General features: G+C 70.4%; 20 protein-coding genes. 17 read left to right on the top strand and 3 right to left on the bottom strand.

The features are described 5' to 3' along the window. Positions 1 to 5: 5 nt before the first annotated feature. The 16 genes from E1264_RS11775 to E1264_RS11845 all read left to right on the top strand — a co-directional run bounded on the left by E1264_RS11775 (position 6) and on the right by E1264_RS11845 (position 12,273). Positions 6 to 350, top strand: a complete 345-nt coding sequence (locus tag E1264_RS11775; RefSeq protein WP_132172585.1) for a hypothetical protein — start codon at positions 6 to 8, stop codon at positions 348 to 350. Continuing rightward, positions 347 to 562, top strand: a complete 216-nt coding sequence (locus E1264_RS11780) for a hypothetical protein (RefSeq protein WP_132172587.1) — start codon at positions 347 to 349, stop codon at positions 560 to 562. Before E1264_RS11775 ends, E1264_RS11780 begins: the two co-directional genes overlap by 4 nt. A 3-nt stretch (positions 563 to 565) precedes the next feature. Further along, complete coding sequence (locus tag E1264_RS11785) at positions 566 to 1,054, top strand: hypothetical protein (RefSeq protein WP_132172589.1); 489 nt, start codon at positions 566 to 568, stop codon at positions 1,052 to 1,054. Then, entirely contained in the window at positions 1,051 to 1,323 is a 273-nt protein-coding gene (locus tag E1264_RS11790; RefSeq protein WP_132172591.1) for a hypothetical protein, read from the top strand. Before E1264_RS11785 ends, E1264_RS11790 begins: the two co-directional genes overlap by 4 nt. Then, on the top strand, positions 1,320 to 1,715 hold the full coding sequence (locus E1264_RS11795) for a hypothetical protein (protein WP_132172593.1): 396 nt from the start codon (positions 1,320 to 1,322) through the stop codon (positions 1,713 to 1,715). The genes E1264_RS11790 and E1264_RS11795 overlap by 4 nt, the downstream gene beginning before the upstream one ends. A gap of 17 nt (positions 1,716 to 1,732) precedes the next feature. Further along, positions 1,733 to 1,975, top strand: a complete 243-nt coding sequence (locus tag E1264_RS11800; protein WP_207935864.1) for a hypothetical protein — start codon at positions 1,733 to 1,735, stop codon at positions 1,973 to 1,975. Next, complete coding sequence (locus E1264_RS11805) at positions 1,959 to 4,532, top strand: hypothetical protein (protein ID WP_132172595.1); 2,574 nt, start codon at positions 1,959 to 1,961, stop codon at positions 4,530 to 4,532. The genes E1264_RS11800 and E1264_RS11805 overlap by 17 nt, the downstream gene beginning before the upstream one ends. Continuing rightward, positions 4,532 to 5,923 carry a hypothetical protein gene (locus E1264_RS11810; RefSeq protein ID WP_132172597.1) on the top strand — a complete coding sequence of 464 codons (1,392 nt, stop codon included), beginning with the start codon at positions 4,532 to 4,534 and terminating at the stop codon, positions 5,921 to 5,923. Before E1264_RS11805 ends, E1264_RS11810 begins: the two co-directional genes overlap by 1 nt. A gap of 9 nt (positions 5,924 to 5,932) precedes the next feature. Beyond that, positions 5,933 to 6,385, top strand: coding sequence for a hypothetical protein (locus E1264_RS11815; RefSeq protein ID WP_132172599.1), 453 nt, complete (start codon positions 5,933 to 5,935; stop codon positions 6,383 to 6,385). Between the two features lie 14 nt (positions 6,386 to 6,399). Continuing rightward, positions 6,400 to 9,876 carry a carbohydrate binding domain-containing protein gene (locus E1264_RS11820; protein WP_132172601.1) on the top strand — a complete coding sequence of 1,159 codons (3,477 nt, stop codon included), beginning with the start codon at positions 6,400 to 6,402 and terminating at the stop codon, positions 9,874 to 9,876. A 120-nt stretch (positions 9,877 to 9,996) separates the two neighbouring features. Continuing rightward, positions 9,997 to 10,347 carry a hypothetical protein gene (locus E1264_RS11825; RefSeq protein WP_132172603.1) on the top strand — a complete coding sequence of 117 codons (351 nt, stop codon included), beginning with the start codon at positions 9,997 to 9,999 and terminating at the stop codon, positions 10,345 to 10,347. A 1-nt stretch (position 10,348) separates the two neighbouring features. After that, positions 10,349 to 10,480 (top strand): hypothetical protein, encoded by a 132-nt coding sequence (locus E1264_RS45905; RefSeq protein WP_279490430.1) that lies wholly within the window; start codon positions 10,349 to 10,351, stop codon positions 10,478 to 10,480. 112 nt (positions 10,481 to 10,592) lie between these two features. After that, positions 10,593 to 11,303, top strand: a complete 711-nt coding sequence (locus E1264_RS11830) for a peptidoglycan-binding protein (protein ID WP_132172605.1) — start codon at positions 10,593 to 10,595, stop codon at positions 11,301 to 11,303. Continuing rightward, positions 11,300 to 11,578, top strand: a complete 279-nt coding sequence (locus E1264_RS11835) for a hypothetical protein (protein ID WP_132172607.1) — start codon at positions 11,300 to 11,302, stop codon at positions 11,576 to 11,578. Before E1264_RS11830 ends, E1264_RS11835 begins: the two co-directional genes overlap by 4 nt. Before the next feature lie 13 nt (positions 11,579 to 11,591). Then, positions 11,592 to 11,939: a hypothetical protein gene (locus E1264_RS11840; protein ID WP_132172609.1), complete on the top strand. Its 348-nt coding sequence runs from the start codon at positions 11,592 to 11,594 to the stop codon at positions 11,937 to 11,939. Positions 11,940 to 12,015: 76 nt separating this feature from the next. After that, entirely contained in the window at positions 12,016 to 12,273 is a 258-nt protein-coding gene (locus E1264_RS11845) for a hypothetical protein (protein WP_207935865.1), read from the top strand. A gap of 87 nt (positions 12,274 to 12,360) precedes the next feature. Here E1264_RS11845 and E1264_RS11850 read toward each other — a convergent pair whose 3' ends face one another. Beyond that, positions 12,361 to 12,603: a hypothetical protein gene (locus tag E1264_RS11850; protein ID WP_132172613.1), complete on the bottom strand. Its 243-nt coding sequence runs from the start codon at positions 12,601 to 12,603 to the stop codon at positions 12,361 to 12,363. A 1,133-nt stretch (positions 12,604 to 13,736) separates the two neighbouring features. Here E1264_RS11850 and E1264_RS11855 point away from each other — a divergent pair. Beyond that, positions 13,737 to 14,012: a winged helix-turn-helix domain-containing protein gene (locus E1264_RS11855; RefSeq protein ID WP_132172615.1), complete on the top strand. Its 276-nt coding sequence runs from the start codon at positions 13,737 to 13,739 to the stop codon at positions 14,010 to 14,012. A 57-nt stretch (positions 14,013 to 14,069) separates the two neighbouring features. On the opposite strand, the gene E1264_RS11860 is transcribed toward E1264_RS11855, so the two are convergent. After that, the gene (locus E1264_RS11860) at positions 14,070 to 14,360 is read right to left on the bottom strand and encodes a DivIVA domain-containing protein (RefSeq protein WP_132172617.1); all 291 of its coding nucleotides are present in this window, start codon (positions 14,358 to 14,360) and stop codon (positions 14,070 to 14,072) included. Positions 14,361 to 14,369: 9 nt separating this feature from the next. Beyond that, positions 14,370 to 15,185, bottom strand: a complete 816-nt coding sequence (locus E1264_RS11865; RefSeq protein ID WP_132172619.1) for a class I SAM-dependent methyltransferase — start codon at positions 15,183 to 15,185, stop codon at positions 14,370 to 14,372. Positions 15,186 to 15,469: the final 284 nt, after the last annotated feature.

Raw genomic sequence — 15,469 nt, forward strand, 5'->3', positions numbered from 1 at the left:
GGGTCATGACCGCCTTGCCTACCAACGTCGCGCCCCACGCGGGGCTGCGCGTCGACAGCCTTCTGACCGCCTCCGCGGCGGCGCCCGGCGGGGACGACTGCGCGACCGGCGTCGGCGTCTACCTGCTGGTCCGCAACACCGGCGGCGTGGCCCGCACGCTGACGCTCGCGACCCCGCAGGTCGTCGACGGCGACCTGGCGGTGGCCGACCGGCCGTTCACCATCGCGGCGACAACCGGCATCCACGTGATCCCCGTCCCGGACCTATACCGCAATCCGTCGACCGGCCGCGCGGCGATCACCTACGACGACGCGACCGGCCTGCAGATCATCGCGGTGCGTGTCCCGTGAAGCGCCCGCTGGTGCGGCTGGAGCACCCCGACCTGCCGGGCCGGGTCATCGAGGTGCCCGAGTCCGGCGTGGCGATGCGACGCGCCTCCGGCTGGACGTTCGCTCCCGATCCCCCGCCGCCGGACCCCGAGGACGACACCGAGGACGGCGAGCCCGGCCCCGACCCCAAGAAGGCCGCGCCGCGGCGTCGGCGTAAGAGCGAGGAGGAGTAGCTGATGCCTGCTACGCCGATCACCGCGTCCCTGCGGTACATCAACCCCGGCGTCACGAAGATCGTCTGGGCGGACACGCTCGCGAACAAGAACAACCCGCTGCGCGCCGAGATCAACGCGGGCACCGACCTCACTCGCGAGGTCCAGAACGCCGACGGCTGGGTCACCGAAAGCGAGAACGTCGAGACCCCGGACCTGGACTCCGAATTTACGGGCAAAATTCCGGGCCGGACCTCGGCGGAAGACTCGTCGCTGGCGTTCTACGCCTCCGAGGACGGCACGGACGTCCGGGGCCTGCTGCAGCGCGGCGACGCCGGCTACATCATGATCTTCGACGGCGGCGATGTCGCGGGCCGCAAGATGCGCGTCTTCCCCGTCCGGGTTTCCAGCGTCGGCATGCCGATCGACGTCGAGGGCGGCGACGCGGCGGTCGTGAACGTCAGCTTCGCGATCACCTCCGAGCCGGCCGAGAACGTGGCGGTCCCGGCATGACGAGCCAGATCCTGCCGGGTGTCCCCGCGTCGGTGCCGCGCTCGAAGGTCGCCGCGCTGGCCGAGTCGCTCGGCTTCAACGTCCGCGACCTGCTGTCCCTGGAGTTCCACAACGAGGCCGTCCACGCCGAAGTCTTCGCCCATCACCCAGGTAAGGACCGTGGCGCGGACGGGCGTGCGTGGAGATATGCCGTCGGCGAGCACGCCGCAACGCACCGGGTGTGCATCCGCATCACCGACGACCCCGACGAGAAGGCGAGCGACGCATGAGCCTGCTGTCCAGAGAGCAGATCCTCGCCGCCGACGACCGGACGTACGAGGTCGTCGCCTGCCCGGAGTGGGGCGGTGACGTGCGGCTGCGCTCCCTGACCGGCGCCGAGCGGGACGAGTGGGAGAACTCGATGATCCGCCAGGTCGGCAAGAAGCAGGTCGCGAACATGCGCAACGCCCGCGCCAAGCTCGTCGCCCTGTCGGCGGTGGACGGGGACGGGCAGCTGCTCTTCACGCCGTCCGACGTGATCAAGCTCGGATCCAAGAACGCCGCCGCGCTCGACCGGCTCTTCGAGACCGCGCAGCGCCTGTCCGGCGTGACCGATGAGGACATGAAGGAGATCGAGGAGGGTTTCGGCGAGACCCAGGACGAGCCTTCCGCCACAGGCTGACCCTCGCCCTGGGTGGCATGACCAAGGGCGAGATGCTCGCCCGCATCTCCTCCTACGAGCTGACCGAGTGGATGGTCTACGAGCGGCTCTACGGCCCGCTCGCCTCCGAGCGTGACGACCACCTCGCCTCGCTGCTCGCCGCCGTGATCTCCAACGCCTTCCGGGACAAGGGCAAGGCCGCCCAGCCCGGTGACTTCTTGCCGCGCTGGGAGGCGCCCGCACGCCCCGAGGAGGTCGAGGAGATTGGCGACGATCCGTGACCTCCTGATCCGCATCCGGGCGCAGGACCGCAACGTCCGCCGGGTGATCGACCGGATCAACGGCTCGCTCGACAAGCTCGACCGCAAGCTCGACCGCGTCGGCAAGGCGGCGCGCACCGGTGGGCTGGTCGTCCTCGCGGGCGCGGCGATCAGCCTCGCGACGGCGCTCGGCCCGGCGACGGGAGGCGTCGTGGGGCTGGGCCTCGCTCTGGCCGGGGCGCTCGCCCAAGCCGCAGGGTTGGCCGTCGCCTTGCCCGCCTTGGCGGTGACCGTGGTCGCCGCGCTGCAGACGCTGAAGCTGGCCTTCACCGGTGTGGGGGCCGCGATCGGCCAGGCGGTCGCGGGCAAGCTCGACAAGTTCGAGGAGGCGCTGGAGAAGCTGCCCCCGGCCGCCCGCAAGGTCGTGCGCGAGGTCGGCCTGGCGATGTTCGGCCTGCGCACCAACGTGCAGCAGGCGTTCTTCCGGCCGCTGGTCGCCGAGTCCAAGGGGCTCGGCGCGCTGCTGCGCGGTCCCATCCAGCGGGGCATGGCGGGCGTGGCGACGTCCATGGGGCGGGTCGGCGCCCGGATCGTCCAGATCGCCCGCGAGCGGAAGTCGATCAGCTTCCTGGAGCGCGTGTTCGCCTCGCTGGGCAAGAGCATCGACAACGCCGGGAAGGGGGTCGCGCCGCTGCTGCGCGGGTTCCGCGCCCTGGCCGACGCCTTTCTCGGCGTCGTGCCCCGGATGGGCACCGGCCTCGCGCGTCTGGCGACGGCGACCGGCAAGTGGATGGAGAAGATCGCCGCGAGCGGTCAGGCGGCGCGGTGGTTCAGCAACGCCCTCTACACGCTCAAGCTGTTCGGCAGCATCCTGCGCAGTCTCGGCATCATCTTCATGTCGGTGTTCAGGGCGGCCACGGCGGGCGGCGGGAACCTGCTGGCGGTGATCGCAGCCGGTGCGGCGGCGCTGGCAAGGTGGACGCAGTCGGCGCACGGTACGGCGGTGCTGCTGACGTTCTTCATGAACGCGCGGGACACGCTCTCGCAGCTGTGGCGGATCGCGCAGAACCTCGGCATGGCGCTCGGCGGGATCTTCGGCCCCGCGTCCGGGCAGGCCGGATCCCTGCTCGACACGATCGAGCAGCTCACCGCGAAGTTCGCGACGTGGACCCAGAGCACCGAGGGTCAGCAGAAACTCACCCAGACCTTCGCGCTGCTCGGGCAGATCGCCCGGGACCTGCTGACGATCCTCCCCGGCGTGGCCAGCGTGATCGCCACCCTCGCCGGATGGTTCGCCGCGCTGCCCGCCCCGGTCCGCGGGGCGGTCTCGCAGTTCCTGGCCTGGTTGATCTTCCTCGGGCTGGTCACCGGCAAGATCGGGCCACTCCTTAAGGGCTTCGGCCTGCTCGGCGGGGCACTGGCGCGACTCGGCAAGCTAGTGGGGCTGGACAAGGTCGCGGCGGCGGCTGGCCGCCTGGCCAAGCGCATGGCCATCGCCGCCGCGCGGGTGATCGCCTCGCTCGCGCGGATGGCCGCCAGCTTCGCCGCGACGGCGGCGCGGATGATCGCCAGCACGGCCGCCGCCGCGGCCCGGGTGATCGCGCAGTGGGTGGCCATGGCCGCCAGGGCGGTGGCCCAGGCGGCGATCATGGCCGCCGCGTGGCTGATGGCCAACCCGATCGCGCTGGTGATCGCGCTGATCGTCGGCCTGGTCGTCCTGATTGTCAAGAACTGGGACAAGATCAAGGCCGCCACGCTCGCCGCCTGGGACTTCATCTGGAAGTGGATCAAGAAGATCGCCGGGTTCATCTGGACCCTCTTCCTGAACTTCACCCTCTACGGGCTGATCATCAAGCACTGGGACAAGATCAAGAACGGGACGGTCGCGGCCTGGAACGCCGTGTGGAACTTCATCAAGAAGGTCGCGCAGGGCATCGTCAACGTCTTCCTGAAGTACCACCCGGTCGGCATCATCCTGTCGCACTGGACCCAGATCAAGAACGGCGCGGTCTCCCGGGCACAGGCACTCCTCAGCTGGCTGACCGGCCTGCCGGGGCGGATCATCCGCGCGGTCGGCGGCCTGGGCCGCCTGCTCTACGGCGCGGGCCGCGACGTGCTGGTGGGGCTGTGGAACGGCATCGTCTCGATATCCGGGAAGATCGCCGGCTGGATCGGTGATCTGGTCCGCAACATCGTCCCCGGCCCCGTCCGCCGCGTCCTCGGCATCAGCTCCCCCTCGAAGGTCTTCATGGGCCTGGGCCGCAACATCGGCCAGGGCCTCATCCTCGGCATGGACTCCACCCAGCGCGCCATCGGCGCGGCGGCCGTCCGGATGGCGGGCGCGGCCGTCCCGGCGTTCGCCACGCCCGGCGCCCCGGGGATGGGCGTCCCGCCGGGCCTCGCGCGGACCTCGGCCGCCGGATCCCGCGAAGGGCTGTCCGCGCGCGCCATCGCCGACGCCGTCGCCGAGGGCCTTCGCCGCTCCGGCCTGAAGGTCGACATGGACGGCAAGCAGGTGGCCGAAATCGTCTCCAAGCACATCGGCCGGGGCACCGACCAGCGCCGCCGGACGGGCTGATGCCGAGCACCTGGAAGTTCGTGGACCGGCCCGAGGAGGTCCACTCCACGCTGCTCGACATGAACGACGGCGCGGACTGGCGGACGTCGAGCGAGGACTTCAACATCTCCCCGCCGCCGGTGAACCGCAGCCTGGTCCGCAACGCGCTCATCGACGGCGGCATTCTCACCGCGGCGTCGTATGACCTGCGGGAGCTGCAGTTCACCGTCCGGCTGCACGGCGAGACCGAGGCGCAGCGGGTCAGCCAGCTGAAGGCGTTCGAGAAGGAGCTGGCCAAGCCCGCGAACCTGCTGATGTACCAGTCGCAGCTGCACGACCGGCCGGTGTTCTTCCGGACGTTGCGGTCGGACAGCTTCGAGCTGGACACGCAGTTCGTCCCGGGCTCGGTGTGGCAGATCAAGGCGAGCATCGCGGCCGAGCCGTACGCGATCGGCATCCGCCGCGACTTGGCCCCCATCGCGGTGGCCAACGACCCGGCGGCCGTGACGAATCCGACCCGCTTCGACATCCAGGGCATCGTCGGGGACGGGCCGACGCCCGCGTTCGTCAGGATCGACGACCTCGGCGACGAGACCACGATCGTCCTCGCGCAGCGCACCATCAACAACCCGACCGCGCTGACGAACTGGGTCCAGGCCGAGTCCGGGACCATGGGCGTCGACACGGCCACGTTCAACGCCCCGGCCACGTTCAGCGGGACGCCGAACCGGGGGACCCGGACGACCTTCGCCACGAACAACCTGGTCTCGCGCCGCATCACGGTCACCGTGCCGACCGCGTCCTCCTCGGAGGCGCTCCGCGGCCGGTACCGCGTCTTCGTCCGGGCGTCCGTCGACGCCGCCGCCGACGACTCCACGTTCTTGATGAGGTGGGAGCGCTTCGGCCCCGCCTTCGCTCCCGGGCCGACCGTCACCGTCACCATTCCCAATGGCGAGTTCCGGCTGGTCGACCTCGGGATCCTGGAGGTGCCGACCGCCACGACGGCGCCGTCGAGTATCGGCTACTCGGCCCTGCCGCCCGGCTTCGTCGACGAGGAGCTGGCGATCCACGCCTCGCGCATCGCCGGGACCGGGGCCCTCGATCTGGACTACGTCTACCTGATGCCGGCCGACGAGCGGCTGTGCTCGGTGCAGCAGGTCCGGGCGAACGGCTTCCTCATCCTGGACGGCCCGAACGACAGCACGTACGGGATGGCCGCGGGCTCCACCCCCTTCGGGCTGGTCCGCACGATCGACAACGGCGGCGGCCTCGTCCCCCGCATCGGCGGCCTGCCGATGCTCGTGCCCGGCGTGTCCAACCGCTGGTACCTGCTCACCAGCCGCGCCCTCTCCGATACCCGCACCGTCGAGATCAGCTACTGGCCGCGCTGGCTGGACGTAGCGACCGCATAGGAGGAAGCCGTGGCCAACGGCGTTTTCAATATCGCGCTCGGGAAGGCCGGCTACTACGCGACCCTGCCCGCCGCGAGCGACGGCCTCGTCGTGGTGCTGCTGAAGGTCGCGCAGGCCGATGACACGCTTCGCGACCACGACACGCTCGCCGCAGTCCTGGCGGCCAACACCGAGGCCGACTTCACCAACTACGCGCGCGCCGCGGCGGCGGGCGTGGTCGTGAATGTCAACGACACCTCCAACCTCGTCGACGCCGACATGAACGACATCACGTGGGCGAATGCCGGGGGCGCGTTGAACAACACGCTGGTCAAGCTGCTGGTCTGCTACGACCCGGCCACCGGGTCGGGCACCGACGCCGAGATCATCCCGCTGACCTTCCATGACTTCGCGGTCACCACGGACGGCAGCAGCATCACGGCACAGGTCGCCGCGACGGGCTTCTTCCGGGCCACCGGCTGAGGACGCGCTGATCCATGGCGCATGAGGGGCGCCTGGGCACGGCCACGGTCGAGGCGTCCAACACCGTCGGCGCGGTCACGGTCGGGCAGGCGGTCGCGGCAGGGCGGACGGTCCTCGGGGCCGTGGTCTGGTCCCAGGACAACACCACCATCCCCAGCATCTCGTCGGTCACCGACTCGCGCGGCAACACCTACGCCGTGGATGAGGACGCGGGGAGCGGCAACTCGACTGCGAGCTGCGCGATCTTCCGCGGGCGGGTGACGACGCCGCTGCAGGTGGGCGACACGATCACGGTCACGATCGGCGCGGGGCGGCAGAGGTGGTGCCTGCAGGCCAACGCGTTCGACGATGTGATCGTCAGCCCGCTCGACCGGACGCAGGCCAACGACAACCCCGGCAGCTCGTCCAGCCTTTCCACCGGGACGACGGCGGTCACGCAGCAGGCCCGCGAGCTGGCATACGGAGTCTACGGGTTCGGGCGCGGCAGTGATCAGAACATCACGGCCACGGGCGGCTGGAACGCGGACGCGCAGGTCAACACTGTTTCGGCGAGCACCAAGCGCGGACTGCAGGTCGCCTGGATCTACCTGAACTCAACCGCCGCCGTCGAGGGCACCGCCACCACGAGCGCGCCGACCACCTACTCCGGATGCGTCGCCACCTACCGGATCGTGACGGATCAGACCGTCGTGACCGGGCAGGCCGCCGAGACCGACGCCGCGCAGCCGATCACCCCGCTGCGCACGGTCCCGATCGGCCAAGCCGTCGAGGCCGACGCCGCGCAGCTCATCGCCGGTGGCGAGATCGTCCCGTTCGGTCAGGCGGCCGAGGCCGACGCCGCCACGCGGTTCGCCTCGCCGACGGCCCGCGCCGCCGAGTCCGAGGCGGCGGGCGTCATCACCCCGGTCCGCATCATCCCGATCGGCCTGGCGGTCGAGGCCGACACGGCGTCGGCGTTCGCGGTCACCAAGACCCGGGCCATCGGCCAGGCAGCCGAGACCGACGCCGCCGACGTGGTCGGGCCGCGGGTCGCGCTCGCGCCCGAGACGCTGCTCAACGGCGTGCCCATCCCGCTCGGGGTGCGGATCTACAACAACTTCCTGCCGTCCTTCGACGTCTGGGTCACGCGGGCGGTGGACGACTTCTCCTTCCGCAGCTCGATCCCCGGCGGCTTCGCCAGCGCGACCATCACCCTGCATCGGCCCTCCATCGCCAGCAGCCCGGCCAGCGGCCACCTCTACGGCGCGGACAAGTCCGCCTTCGACGAGCTGGCCCGTCTGTTCAACCGCGTGCAGATCGTCGACATGAGGTCCGCGGAGATCGTGTGGGAGGGGCGCATCGAGGGCCCGCGCCGCTCGACCGAGACCGACACGTGGGAGCTGAGCTGCCTCGGCGCGGCCGTCGCCGCCTCGGACGTCCAGCGGCCGATGTTCTACGTCGACTCCTCGATCGAGTCCTGGCTGCAGCGGCCGGAGAACTTCTGGCAGTTCCAGGCGGACGAGGCGACCAAGACGATCGAGGTCCGCTGGGAGGGCAATCTCATCTGGCCCGGCCCCGCGGGCGCCGGACTGGGGATCTTCACGGCGCTGACCCACCAGCGCGCCGACGAATGCAATCTCTACATCGGCCGCTACGACGCCACCTTCGCCTCCTCGGCTCCGGCAGGGGCTGGCGATCAGAACCCCAACCACCTGTGGAACTCGGTCTTCGTGGACGGCAGCTCGGACCAGGGCGGCGACGGCCTCTTCCACGCGACGAACTTCACCCAGAACGTCCGGCACTGGCGACGTGTCAACGGCGCGCTGAGCTCCTTCGGTGAAACTGGCGGCTGGCAGGTCAGCGATGCCTACCGGCTGGAGATCCGGATGGGGGTCGGCAACAACGCCGGCTTCGGGGACTACACCTCCGCGCCGGACAAGGTCGTCGGCCGCATCGCCAACCCCGTCGTCCAGGTCCTGCGGATGGACCGGAACGGAACCCTGCTGACGGACCCGGCCGACTACCCCGGCGCCTACGTAACCGTTCCCCAGGTGGTCGAGGACGTCGTCGGGCGGCTGCTGGTCAAAGGTTGGAACAGCGGGCACAAGGGGAATGGGATCTTCGGCTCCGACAAGCCCTTCCCCGGCCAGGTCCGCCCGATCGACGTGCACATCGACACGTCCTCGACCGCCGCGTTCACCGACCTGACCTACTTCGACGGTGCGACGGCCGAGCAGATCCTCAGCGACATGATGCTCGCCCAGCCCGACGCGTACTGGGCCATCTGGGAGAGCCGCTGGGGAGCCACCGACGGCGAGGGCATCAAGATTTTCCCCGACGACGCGCGCAACGACTACGGCTACCGGTTCGAGTGGGCGCGCTGGCCGCTGAACTGGGGCTACCAGGCGTCCAGCCTGGACGGGCTGGAGGAGCAGCCCAGCGGCGAGGGCCTGTACAACTACATCTTCTACAAGCACCCCGTCGAGTCCGCGTGGGACGAGACTCCGGGCTTCAAGCAGACGCGGCAGGCCCTGTCGGGGCGTCACGGCGACAGCCAGACCTTCCCCGACTTCTTCGAGGGCAATGACCTGTCGTATGCCACCGTCACGCGCGCGATCACCGTCACCCGGGACGAGCCGGCCGAGACGATCGGGGACGCCGAGCTCGCCGGGCTGCTGAGCCACTATCGCCGCACTGGCAACGCGGGCACCATGACCATCCGCCGCCCGATCCTGTACTACGACCCCGGCGAGACGTCCTATGCCGGTGCGGCGCGGATGGTGCAGCCGTGGGAGATCCGCCCCGGCAAGCTCATCAAGATCACCGATGTGCAGCCGCGCGGGATGATCCAGGACCACTCCTATGGCGAGACCACCCCGCCAGAGGCGCACGACGGCACTGTGTGGCGCGTGATGAGCACCGAGTACTCCAGCTCCGACAACAGCTGCCGCCTGGAGCTCGATCAGCCCGCAGCCTGGGCGATGCCCACGCAGACCGTCAAGGCGGCTCAGCCGGGCGGGCCCACCGTGGCGAGGGGCAAGACCGTCACCACCCTGAACGCCAACCCGTTCTTCTCGGCCGACCTGTCCGGCTGGACGCCCTTTCAGGCGAGCATCGTGCGCTCCACCGCCGTTGTGTATCCGCGCGGCGTCGCCTCGATGCGGATCACCCCGGACGGCGTGTCCTCGGCCGGTGCCGGTGTCAGCGCCCTGTCCGCTGCTGGGACCGTCACGCCAGGAGGGCAGTACACGGGGCAGATGTGGGCCCACGTTCCGGGCGGCACCCTCGGCGTCCAGATCGTCGTCAACTGGCACAATGCCGCAGGCACCTTCCTGTCCAGCAGCACGAGCGCCGCGGCGACCCCGGCGGCCGGTGTCTGGACCTACCTGGAGGGGACGTTCACCGCCCCGGCGTCGGCCGCGCGGGCGAGCATCCTGGCGTGGCATTTCGGGACGCCCCCCGCCAGCAAGGTCTGGTACGCGTGGGGCGTCCAGCTGGTTTCCGTGTCGTAAGAACGGCGCCCCTCCTGAGCCCATCCCCTCCCCCGGCCGTGACCGCATGGTGCGCCGCTCCGTAGTGGCGGCGCGCGGTCGCGGACGTATCCGGCCGCGAGGCATCCCCGGAGGTGCTGTATGACCACGCCCGACCCGACCCGTCTGGAGCTGGCCATCACCGAGCTGAAGGGCTCCATGGACGCCGGCATGGCCCGGATCGAGGGCCGCCTGGACCTGCTCGTGCAGCGCGCCGAGCACTCCGACCAGCGGGCGCGGGATCAGGCCGCCGAGATCCGGCGGGTGGACGACAAGGTCGACAAGGTCGACGACCGGGTGGACAAGGTCGAGGCCGCCGCCGTCACCCGCGCCGAGCTGGACGAGCGATCCAAGCGGACGATCCAGATCGTGGCGATCATCTGCGCTCTGCTCGGGAGCGCGACGGGCGCCGGGACCGCGATCCTCATCGCGGTGATGAGCAACGGAGGTTGACGTGGCAGACAACGACCCAATGCCACCTGTGCCGCGCGGCGACGCGCAGGCGACCGAGGCCGACGAGGATCTCGTCCTCGAACGCCTCTACGGCCCGCCCGACCGGGACGGCGCCTTCCGAGGGGAGAGCTGATGGAGTGCTCCGTGTGCGGGCTCGCCCCGTGCGATCTGCCGGACGGCGTCGACCCGGAGTTCGTCTTCGAGCGCGGTGACGACGGCGAGACCCGATGCCAGGGGTGCGCCCGATGACCGCGGCAGGAATGATCGCCGAGGCCCGCAAGTGGATCGGCACGTCGGGCCGGCCGAACGCGATCACGCGAGAGTACGCCTCCCGGCACGGGGACGCCTACCTGCGCGCGGCCTGGTGCGACATGGCCATCACCTACTGGGCCCGGCACAGCGGCAACGCCGCGGCCGTCCTCCCGGGCGGGGATCGCGCCTACACGGTGTGGCACGCGCAGGACTTCCAGAAGGCCGGGCGCTGGCACAGCGGGACGACCGCGAGCGTCAACCGGGCCAAGCCCGGCGACATCGTCTTCTTCGACTGGGGCGCGACGAACAACATCGGCGCGATCGACCACGTGGGCCTGGTGGAGGTCGTGCTCGGCGACGGGCGGCTCCAGACGATCGAGGCGAACACCTCCGACGCGGTGAAGCGCCGCGTCAGGAGTTCCAGCGTGATCGCCGGTTACGGGCGCCCCGCGTACGGCGGGGGCAACTGGACGGAGGACATGGTGAAGAAGCTCCCCATGCTCAGCAAGGGCGACCGCGGTGAGCACGTCCAGTCATTGCAGGGGCTCCTGATGGCGCGCAGCCACCCCGAGGTCCGCATGACCGGGCGGTTCGACTCCACGACCGAGGCGGCCGTGAAGGCCGTCCAGCGGTGGGGTGGCGTCGACGACGACGGCGTCGTCGGGCCGCAGACCTGGCCGGTCCTGCTGCGGGTGCACGCGTGAAGCCGACGCTCGGCCGCATCGTCCACTACCGCGGCAAGCAGGGCCTGACCGCCATGCGCGCCGCGATCGTCACCGCCACCACAGCCACCCTCGACCCCCGCGGCGTCGAGGCCGGCCAGGTGCCCGCGCTCGACTCCGACGAGCACGTCCACCTGTGGGTCTTCACCCCGGGCGAGCAGGGCGGGTTCGCCGAGTTCAACGTCCCCCGCGGCGAGGCCCCGGATCCTGGCGAGGAGATCCCGCCCGGCTCGTGGGGTTGGCCATCGCGCGTCTGATCATCTCGACGGCGTGCTCCACGGTCTCGGCCTCCTCCGGCAGAGCGGCTCCTTCCAGGAATGCCTGATGCGCGGCCGGGTCGCAGCCGAGACATGGACAGATGGCCTCGCCGGTCTCAGCAGCGGCGGCGTGGATGGACTGGTAGGTATCCAGCTTCTCGCCGAAATACTCCGACCCGTCCTCGGCGAGGGTCTTGAGCCTCAGCGCCTGGGTGGGGTTGGGGACGAACTCGGCCATGTCGGCTCCATTCAGTGGGAGGGCCATGCGGTCATCCTCTGCCAGGTCGCTCGGGGCCAGTACCTGAAATCCGGTATCGGCGCCCCCTTCGTGCACGCCGCGCTCGGCAACGGGCGCGGCTGATCCGCAACGGATCTATCGCCGCCACCAGCGGCAACGTCGCTCCAGCTCCCACCCTGGGAGCAGATGGGAGTTCATCGTGAACAACTACATCCTGAGCCTGGTGCGGACGTACGTCCCCATCGGCGTCGGCCTGGCGCTGACCTGGCTCGCCCGCGAGCTGGGCATCGTCCTGGACGGGGACACCTCGGCCATGGCGTCCGCCGTCGCCGTGGCGCTGGCGTCCGGCGCCTGGTACGCCCTGGCCCGCGCGCTCGAAGCGTACTGGCCCACGTTCGGCGTCCTGCTCGGCTCGGCGAAGGCGCCGGAGTACAAGGCGCTGACTCCGCGCCGGTGAGCCCGTCCTTCACCAGGCGGCAGATCCGCTCGGGCGCGGGTACGCCAGACCCGCGCCGGTAGGCTGACCTCGAACCCCGTCACGGTCTCACGGCCGTGACCCGACGCCCCGCTCCCCTCGCTTCGGCGGTGGGGGCGGGGCGTTTCCGCGTGTCCGGAGCACCTCGACGAGGTCGGCTGTGGTGAGGCCACCTCGGGCGAGCACGGTCTCCAGGTCGAGGACGCTCGCGCAGTAGTCGACCAGGCACCGGTGCTGGCGGGCCCTCAGCACGGGCTGGCCATCCAGCTTGATCAGCTCGACATCCCACCCTCGCGGCCCGACCCATCTCACGCGCACATGCTATGACCTGGGGAAACGTGGTCGGCTCGGCAGGATATTGATCGCTTGCCCCTGGACTGGTCCGTTGCCTCGTACGGTCGGCACATGGGCCTCGCGCCATGGGCTCGCACCCCTCGACCACCTAGCGCAGATCGCCCCCGCGGTGACCGTCGCCGCCGTCGCGATCCGGGAGAGCGGCGGCGAGGCTGAGGTGTGCGGCGGTGGCCCTGTCACTCGGCTGCTGGACCGAGACGATGATCGTGCATGGCAACCTCGCGTCCCACAACTGCGGCGCCACCGAGGCCCTGCCCGAGTCGGTAGAGAAATTTGCACCGCTGCGGTAGACATTCATTCACCGGCGCCCGGCTTGTGTCACAAGACACAGAACATTCGGAAGATACTTGGCAAGGGCGCCGCAATCGCTGCGAAAAGCTGCTTACGATGCTGGCTCCTGAGAATCTCTCAGGGATGGGGCCTGGTACCCGCTCGTCCCGCAGACTGCGCGCGGTACCAGGCCCCGCGGCCATTAGGGGCCGCCAGCCGTCACTGCGTGAGAACGAGCGCGATGATCCACGAGCCGTGTCTGGCCAGTTCCAGCAGCACGCAAGTCATCCAGCATCGCCCACCGGAGTCGACGGCTTTCCCTTCCTGGGGCTCGTCCATGACGTGACGCGCCCTCCTGCCCCGGCCTGGGGGGCGGCCGGTCGGCCCGCGCAGATGAGGATCACCTTGCGCGCGCGCCAAGGCGATTCATGTGCGGGCTGATCCGGAGACTAGCGCGATAACCCAGGGGACGGGAAATCCATCTCGATAAGTGCATGTGCAGGTGCACTTGAAAGGCATTTCATCCGGTCTGGCGAGCAACGGCCAAAATGGTACATGCACCGAAGTGACTGATTTTGTAATAGCGGATACGTCCCGCATAGCTGACATATCAGTCCAATGGGGCGATCTCGTCAGGCCCCCAGCGACCCTCGGCGAGCACTCGCACATAGGAACGGAGTCCGGCAACAACCCGCTAGATCGGCGCCGGACCCCGTCCAGGGGTTACGGTACCTGCGGATAAGAGCGGTGCATAGCGGTGGAGAGCGGTGCGCCGCTATGCGCTACACCCTGCCGCAGGGCACCGCTCTACGGTGACGCGCATGGCAGAGGAGATCCCGCCGTTCGAGCCGCGACCGGACGCCTACATGTATGCCCAGGTGGCGGACCACCTTGCCCTCCGGATCGAGAAGGGCAGGGCCAGCGAGCGGATCGCCGACGCGCTGCGGCCGGGTGCGCGGCTGCCGGGCGAGCGGGACCTGGCCGAGGAGTACGGGGTGTCCATCGTGACCGCACGGCGCGCCGTGCGGGAGCTGCGCGAGCGGGAGCTGGTCGTCACGCTGCCTGCCAAGGGCACCTACGTGACCGAGCCGGACTGATCTCCCTACAGACAGAGAGCCCTCGCCTGCGCGCATGCGAGGGCTCTCGGTGAGCAATTAGCGGAGTGCGTCCCGTTCCCGGCGCGCCTCGTCCCGCTCCTCGGTCAGCCGGGCGATCTCCTCGGCGACGCGGTCGAGGAACGCGTCGACCTGCTCGACCGCGTACCCGGTCGCCAGCCGCGTGGTCCAGAAGGTCGTCCGCATCACGTCGGCGGCGGTGAGCCGGTCGGGCACGGCTCCGTGCCGCGCCTTGACCGGCTCTTCCGAGACGCCGAGCACGCCGGCGAGTGAGGACACCTGTGCGGTGAGGGCGTCTATCTTCGCGTGCAGTTCAGGATCGGTGGTCATGGGGCTGTCCTAGCACGTCGCGGGGGCGGTCGCCGGGGTTTCGGCGCGGGTCATCTCGGCCAGGTAGAACCCGGCGGTGTTCGGCGAGTAGGTGGCCTCGCGCAGGGTCCACGCGCTGCCTGCGAGCAGGGTGCGCAGTTCGTCCGGGCTGAGCAGCAGGCGGTCGAACCAGTCCGACGTCCACGTCTTGTACCGCACCCTCATGCGCACCTGTCCGGGCAGCCGCCCGCGGTCGGCGTTGCGGTCGTGGTAGGCGCAGTGCTCGGGGGCGGAGGCTTCGTGCGGGTCGTGGCCGATCGCCAGTAGCCGCGCGCCGGGCCGGGCGAGCCGGGCCAGGCTGTCCAGGACCACGGGCGCGTGCTCGCGACTGCCGAGCAGGCCGAGGTTCCCGCCGAGCATGAGCAGCGTGTCGAAGGTGCCGAGGTCACCCGGGTCGGTGGCGGTGCCGATGCGGGCGTCCAGGCCCTGCGCGCGGGCGACCGCGACCGCGCCGGGCGAGGGGTCGATCCCGATGACCTCGCGGTCGCCGGTGAGCGCGAGCATGTGCCGTCCTGCGCCGCACCCGACGTCGAGCGCCCGCCCGGACGCGAGCGCCACGGCGCGACGCTCTCCGGCGATCCACTCGTCCGGCCTGGTGAAGTAGCGGTAGGCGTCCTCGATCGACACGAACCCGTCGTCGCGCTCGATGATCTGCAGGTGGGCGCCGCGCCGCGGCCCGGCCGCGTAGGCGTCGCGCAGCAGCGCGCCGTAGCCATCCTCCGGCGCGCTCTCGCCGCGCTGGTCGTCGTCCCGGTCGACAGGCCGGGCTGGGCTGATTGGGGGCATATGGACCTCCGGCGCGCTGAGGATTGGTACCGCGGCCCCGGACGCGCGCCAGCTGGTCCAGGGCCGCGGGGTCTAGGGGCGAGCACCGCCCCGTGATCGGCGGCGAACCCGACTCCGGCCGCGGCCGATCATTCGCTTGAGCCAGGGACCGAACCATGGCCGGGCGCCAGGGCAGTTGCGCCACATGGGCATGGTCCACGCCGGCATGAACCAGCTGGAGTAGTAGAGGAGCTGCAGCAGCCTCTCGTCCGGCCCGTCGGCCCGGCCGTCCTCGTGGGTCACGC

The organism is Actinomadura sp. KC216 (assembly GCF_004348535.1).
GTDB lineage: Bacteria > Actinomycetota > Actinomycetes > Streptosporangiales > Streptosporangiaceae > Spirillospora.

Coding starts and splice junctions, on each gene's coding strand:
- E1264_RS11775 (WP_132172585.1), top strand. CDS start 6: ATGACCGCCTTGCCTACCAACGTCGCGCCCCACGCGGGGCTGCGCGTC.
- E1264_RS11785 (WP_132172589.1), top strand. CDS start 566: ATGCCTGCTACGCCGATCACCGCGTCCCTGCGGTACATCAACCCCGGC.
- E1264_RS11790 (WP_132172591.1), top strand. CDS start 1,051: ATGACGAGCCAGATCCTGCCGGGTGTCCCCGCGTCGGTGCCGCGCTCG.
- E1264_RS11795 (WP_132172593.1), top strand. CDS start 1,320: ATGAGCCTGCTGTCCAGAGAGCAGATCCTCGCCGCCGACGACCGGACG.
- E1264_RS11800 (WP_207935864.1), top strand. CDS start 1,733: ATGACCAAGGGCGAGATGCTCGCCCGCATCTCCTCCTACGAGCTGACC.
- E1264_RS11810 (WP_132172597.1), top strand. CDS start 4,532: ATGCCGAGCACCTGGAAGTTCGTGGACCGGCCCGAGGAGGTCCACTCC.
- E1264_RS11820 (WP_132172601.1), top strand. CDS start 6,400: ATGGCGCATGAGGGGCGCCTGGGCACGGCCACGGTCGAGGCGTCCAAC.
- E1264_RS11825 (WP_132172603.1), top strand. CDS start 9,997: ATGACCACGCCCGACCCGACCCGTCTGGAGCTGGCCATCACCGAGCTG.
- E1264_RS11830 (WP_132172605.1), top strand. CDS start 10,593: ATGACCGCGGCAGGAATGATCGCCGAGGCCCGCAAGTGGATCGGCACG.
- E1264_RS11855 (WP_132172615.1), top strand. CDS start 13,737: ATGGCAGAGGAGATCCCGCCGTTCGAGCCGCGACCGGACGCCTACATG.
- E1264_RS11860 (WP_132172617.1), bottom strand. CDS start 14,360: ATGACCACCGATCCTGAACTGCACGCGAAGATAGACGCCCTCACCGCA.
- E1264_RS11865 (WP_132172619.1), bottom strand. CDS start 15,185: ATGCCCCCAATCAGCCCAGCCCGGCCTGTCGACCGGGACGACGACCAG.